Source organism: Candidatus Cardinium sp. cByotN1 (genome assembly GCF_022810525.1).
Lineage (GTDB): Bacteria > Bacteroidota > Bacteroidia > Cytophagales > Amoebophilaceae > Cardinium.
Genome location: NZ_JAACGG010000086.1, coordinates 1 through 6,083, shown reverse-complemented (window position 1 = coordinate 6,083; position 6,083 = coordinate 1). Strand labels below are relative to the sequence as shown.

Genomic DNA, 6,083 nt, shown 5'->3' with positions numbered 1-6,083 from the left:
GTTTTTTTTCTAGCATAAGCTATAGTGGTGAACGGAAACGATACTATTTCCTGATTGCATGCTGGTAGTAGATTGGAATTGTCCATATGAATCGCCTCTAATTTAGACTAGTCTTTTATAAATTACGGAGCCTTGTCTATTGCCTTCTTCATTTCTTGGGTTAACTGTTTGATATTACCGTCATCTATGAATTTGTCTAATTGTGCCAGGATGGATAATTCGTTAGTATATTTATCTTCAGGTGTATTTTGCGTACTATCAAGATGCGTAGATTTTTCATACGCTGCATACGCTGGCGATGCTGCACTCAATATGCGCCCTAGCTCCGTTTCATTTTGAGGAATAGGATTGTCAGCGATTATTTCAGACAGCTTGTTATATGTTTCACGAAACGTTTCTAATGTGTCGTTCACATCTTTATAGCATTTTGAAAAGACCTCATAGTAATTTGAAAGGGCATTTTCCAGATTTTTGGTGCACTGTTTCATATTAGCGTCATCTATGCATTTGTCTAATTGTGCCAGGATGAATAGTTGTTGTTTAATAAGATCTTCATTTTCAAACTTATATTTCAGATTGTATAAATCTTCATAATAGTTTCTACATTTTATATACACTGGTGATGCTTGATTATATACGTCATGAAAGTCCTTTAGCTCCGTGTGCTTTTCAAAAGTAGGATTGGAATCTAATATATCTTTTATTTTATCCAGCTTTTCAAATATTGAAAAGAAGCTTATTAAGGTGTTTACTATATTTTTATAGTAGTTCTCGTTTTTATGACTTTCATTTTCAACATCCTCTTTATTTGGTTTAAGATTTTGCTCTTTTCCTATACCTGTTCCGTTTGCTTGAGTCTGCTGTTTTATATTGGGGCTTTTAGGAGACAAGTTCCCTCCATTTGATTCAAGATGGTTTCCGTTTGTAGCATACACTTGGGGTGAAGTAGATGGCTGACTTATATTAGATGAAGTTTTTTGAACAGTTGACAATATAGTAGCTGGCATGCTAGTTTGCTCTTTTCCTATACTTGTTTCATTTGCTTGCGGTTGCTGGTTTATATTGGGGCCTTTAGGAGGCAAGTCCTCTCCATTTGATTCAAGATCGTCTCCGTTTGTATCATACACTTGGGGTGGAGTAGATGGCTGACTTGCATCAGTAGATGACTCAATTACATTAGATGAAGTTGTTTCAAGAGTTGGTATAGTAGCTGGCATGCTAGTTTGCTCTTTTCCTATACCTGCTTCTTTTGCTTGAGGTTGCTGGTTTATATTGCGCTTTTTACCATTCCGGGAACTTCTTGGTTGCTTAGGTAGCCCGTTAGGCTTTGGGTTTCGGTCGAAGCAGCTTTGCCCAACGACCCCTACTACTGCCATAGCTAAATAAAATAAAGTACCTTTAGCGAAAGTTTTCATACTGATTTTTAATGATTGAATCGATGCTTATATTTACCACTTGAGGCATAAGCTATAAGCCTATAAGTTGCCAATGGTAATACCTTTTTAGATGAGGCTGATAGTTAAATTAACTAGCACTATGCTGCTACAAGCCGATCCTGAAGTACCTTCAGAGAAAGAGCATTTTTTAGTTGATTGCTGCCACAGTAGTGCATAGATAGATCCTGAAAGCTGGGAAATAAGATTCCACTCTATACAAACTGAGGCAAAAATGCCCATGATGCCTTACATCAAGATGGTTAACTATAAAAATTAACTCATTATAGTCGTTATGTTACAACTGACATTCCTCACAAAAATTTTTAGTTATTCATTTAATAGATTTATATAATCTATTAAAATATCTGTAAGCCAGCTTTTTATGTTCATAGTTTCCCTAAATCAGGCTGCCTTTTTCAACAATTGCCATAAAAACTAAGACCCTTTATAAACTTCATCAACTTGGCTATAAAACAATTTAATAAAGCCTATTGGAGGCTAAGCGGAGAAATTTCTGATCTTCACTCCTTGAGTCTATATTTTTATTATTGATAGTCAATGATTTAATAAATAAAAAAATAAAATTTTTTGTGCGAAATGTCGGTTATAACCAATTATCTATCTAATTTTAGTTAGTAGGAGCTACATCGTTCGGGCCAACCATTGAGTTGCTTGTACCCATCAGCTCAGGATACTTAGTCATACCCCATTGGCAATTATATATAAGTGTAGTTAAATTCCCAGCAGATTGTCTTATGATGGCTTCTACGAGTTCTTTAAATTGGGCTGATTCTATTTTATCTGGGTCTCCTCCTATTTTTTCTATAAATCCACAATCTTGCTTTGCTAATGAATATAATTCTTCTTGGTTTGATGTTAGTGAATTGTATACTTCGTAGCCTATTATGCCTGATAATCCTATTCCTGCTCCTACTAGTATTGGGAACACTGCTTTGTAACATGCTTCTGGATGGGCCTTACAGCATTCATAAATAGATTGCCCCATATTACATATTTTCTGAGATGTATTAGTCAACAGATTGACCCCTTTTTCAGAACATAACCAGTTAACCAAGGTAGCCGTAGCACCACCAGTGCATACTTTAACCAGCATGGATGATGGTGTAAAATGGTAGCCCAAACCTAACACAGAAAAGATACCTATATTTTTCCAGATGCCATCAGAAGTATAGCTTTGGTTAGAAGATGATTTTGCACCCTCTTTCGTTGTAGTCTCTACAGGAACACTATTAGGATTATTCTGATCTATTGAATTTTTTATCATTTTATCTTGTAAACCTTGACTAAGTTGATTCTTTGGAGTTAGACGAGTCATGTTATTTAAAATAGGTACAGATAAGCTGGGCCTCTGCTCGTTCACCCCATTTATAGTCTTTATACCAGAACACCCGCTTAATAAGCATATAGATAGTAGCCATACAAATCGCCTGTAACTACCTTTTAGGTTACTATATTTGGTCATAAAGCAATTTAGCTTATCTTTTATAATTTTATTTTTTGTCATATTTGTCATGGATTTATTTTTTTAGATTATATAATATTAATATTTGCTCCTATAAATTAGGAATGAACAGGAATATTAAGGCTCACAATCATAAATTTATTTGCAGATTATCTATTTTATATCTAAATTTAGATATGATAAAAAATCACAAATCGTAGGTTTGTAGCTTGTGTTATAAGCCAGCTAAGAATCAACTAACATACAGGTAATAAAACTTTTATATAGACTTAGTATAACGACCTGCTGTTCAAGTTGATAAGCATATTATGTATCCTTAATATTAACCTTCCTTATATTCAAGCTTAAGTTTTAAGCAATACCTCCAATCAGATAGTACGTTAAATAGTATGTATCTATTCACCACTATGGCAGCGTACATAAAGAAAAAAACGCCCCTTGTAAAATAGTTGCGATCAGAAAGCAGTCCTAACAGCTGAAATAGAAAAACAGCCTGTTTGAAGCCCGCGAATCGGGCGAGTTCTGTTTTTCCAGCTGTTAGGGCTGCTTTCAGCAACTTTTTACCCAGGGCTTGATTTTTTGCTTACTTTTTTATCAAGAAAAAAGTAAGTTAAGAACATCTTATTTCCCACTGACTTGAACAGGTACAATAGTATCTGTTCCTTGCACTGGTAAAAAATAAATTTTTTAAAGCTACTTTTTGCTTGATCAAAAAGTACCCAAAAAATCAAGCGCTGATGAAAAAAGTTACGGAAAGCTTCGCTTACAGCTGAAAAAACAGGAACCTCTCTGCAATCCCTCCCGGCAACTGTTTTTCTTTTCATCTGTAAACTAAGCTTTCTGATCGCACTTTTTTCAAAGGGCGCGTTTTTTTCCTAGCATAAGCCATAGTGGTGAACGGAAGCCTAATATCTGCTCGAATAAAGAGTCTCGAAAACTAGAGATATATAGAGCTACTGCTTAATTCATTATCCTAAGTTACTAGTTGTATTAAGCAAGCTTGCATTGAGGCATGCGGGCCATATAGGTGATGGATTATTTTGACTAAAATAATTAGTATATATCATATAGGCCCAGCTAGGTAAAATAATCACTACAAATATGCTCCCAACTACTAATAGTAATGGTAATGATTTGCTATTTTGATTGGTAACTAAAAATCTATTTTCTGCTTCATGTATGGTACAGATTCCGTCGGCTACCATGTCCCGCAGCGACAAGGGTAATCTTGTTAACCGTTGCTGACATGCTAGCTCTGCGTTTTCTTCTTCTATTTTTGCGCTTGCATGACGGTCCCCCATGGTTCGTACTTGTGTTGCATTTGTACATGATAATAGGGTGTTAAATAGTAACAAAGAAATCCACAGGACTACGCTGTAAGGTATATTTTTTTTCATATATATATTGGATAAAGCTTATATATTCATATTAGCAAAAAAAAACATGATCACAAAAAAATTAACTAAAAAATAGTAATCCTTTTTGTTAAGTCTTATGCCCAAGGCATGGGACAATAAACTGCTTGCGTAACGCGCTTATCTCGAGGCGTTTCTAAGTAGCAGAGTATACCAAACCGGAGCGTGCTCTATGTAACTAGTTGCTCTTTTTCTGTCAATTTATGCTGCATAGTTAGGGAATAGCTCCTAGATAGTTTCATTATAAACTATTGGCTCTTCATAAGACCACACGATTTAACCCTATAAGTTTAGGATAATAATAAAAAATTACATACCATTCATCTTTAGACAAATCAGGCTATAAAAACCAAGCAGTCACTAACCTTATATGCTTCATATACGCAATCATTATTTGACTGAAGAGGCTTTTTTTGACCGCTGCCTTGCAGCAATGAGTATAGTTTTTATTTAAGTTGCAACCATTGGTTAAATGGATGCATTTACTCATATAAACAGTAAGCATAAGATGCCTATATGGTATTAGGCGGCTATAACAAGCATAAGTTTAAATACAGCAGTATCTTTTAACCCTATAACTAGATAGATTAAGTAATGAAAACAAAAAACAACCAAAACGTAAAGCCTATAAAAGTCTTGGCTAATGCGCCATTGTATGGTGCCCTACTCGTTTCAGCTGGATGCATTTTTGGGCAACAAAAACCTATTCAAGACGTTATGTCTGTACAAGAAAAAAATAAAGACAATGATCATAAAATACTTGATGAAGGTCAAGATACCACTCAGGATGGCCAATTAAATGCAGTATTTACTTCGGATAGTCCAATAGAATCCGATAAAGGAGGACCAGATGCTGGTTCAAAACAACAACCAGGCGGCTCTTCTAAAGCTGCTATAGAAAAAGATAGTAACAAGGCAGTTCTTTCAGGTGAAAATAGTGGGGCTACATCCACTGAATCAGGTGAAAATAGTGGGGCTACATCCACTGAATCAGGTGAAAATAAACAAGACCAAAATCAAATAATAGATGATCCTAATAATAATAAGAATGAAGGTAACAACACCACGCCTCAAGATGATGATCAATTAAAAAACAGTGCTGGTAGTAGCCAAACAGACCATAACGCATCATCTAGCTTGATGCCTCCGAAACCGTGGTGCGATATGCTTGAATTCACAGAGCTTAAAAAGAAGACAGAAAAGATAAAAAGACTCCGAGAAGAAATATCAACAAAGGAATGTGTGATAATAAAAAATTCGAAAGACGATGAAGTGATAGAACTTACAAAATCCTTCGTGAAGCTCCAAGGCGAATTGGGCTTTTTTCAAAATATGCTACAAGACATCTGGGATGATAATCATCTTCCAGAATATAAAAGAAAAAATAACATAAGAGAAAAGCTACAAGGGGCATTAGATGTCGCAGATTCACACATAAAAGATTTAAAAAAAATAATTGAAAAGAATACTAAGAAAAAAACGAAGAAATAAAAATAGATTGCTTGCATAAGCTTGCTTATGCTGCAGGATTTATAGGAGCCACGAACAAAAACATCCGTTAGCATACTAGATATCAGTAAGGATTTAAGCACCAGGTTTGTTTGAAGCCCACCTAGCGGGCTTCAAACAAACCTGGTTTTCTATTTCAGCTGTAAGTGTCACTTTCTGAGCGCAACATTTTACAAGAGGCTTTTTTGGGGTGCACGTCTGGTATCTGTTCGTGACACTGGTAAAAAATAAATTTTTTAA

5 protein-coding genes are annotated in these 6,083 nt (G+C 35.2%); 1 reads left to right on the top strand and 4 read right to left on the bottom strand.

All coding sequences use genetic code 11. From position 1 onward, the window contains the following. Nucleotides 1–122: 122 nt before the first annotated feature. The 4 genes from MUW73_RS02550 to MUW73_RS02535 all read right to left on the bottom strand — a co-directional run bounded on the left by MUW73_RS02550 (nucleotide 123) and on the right by MUW73_RS02535 (nucleotide 4,316). Nucleotides 123–1,415 carry a hypothetical protein gene (locus MUW73_RS02550; protein ID WP_243018337.1) on the bottom strand — a complete coding sequence of 431 codons (1,293 nt, stop codon included), beginning with the start codon at nucleotides 1,413–1,415 and terminating at the stop codon, nucleotides 123–125. 649 nt (nucleotides 1,416–2,064) lie between these two features. Continuing rightward, nucleotides 2,065–2,961 (bottom strand): hypothetical protein, encoded by an 897-nt coding sequence (locus MUW73_RS02545; RefSeq protein ID WP_243575224.1) that lies wholly within the window; start codon nucleotides 2,959–2,961, stop codon nucleotides 2,065–2,067. A 518-nt stretch (nucleotides 2,962–3,479) separates the two neighbouring features. Continuing rightward, complete coding sequence (locus MUW73_RS02540; RefSeq protein ID WP_243575223.1) at nucleotides 3,480–3,743, bottom strand: hypothetical protein; 264 nt, start codon at nucleotides 3,741–3,743, stop codon at nucleotides 3,480–3,482. A 144-nt stretch (nucleotides 3,744–3,887) separates the two neighbouring features. Further along, on the bottom strand, nucleotides 3,888–4,316 hold the full coding sequence (locus tag MUW73_RS02535; RefSeq protein WP_243018683.1) for a hypothetical protein: 429 nt from the start codon (nucleotides 4,314–4,316) through the stop codon (nucleotides 3,888–3,890). A 612-nt stretch (nucleotides 4,317–4,928) separates the two neighbouring features. Here MUW73_RS02535 and MUW73_RS02530 point away from each other — a divergent pair. Continuing rightward, a complete protein-coding gene (locus MUW73_RS02530) occupies nucleotides 4,929–5,825 on the top strand; it encodes a hypothetical protein (protein WP_243018684.1) in 897 nt (298 codons plus the stop codon). The last annotated feature ends 258 nt before the right edge of the window (nucleotides 5,826–6,083 follow it).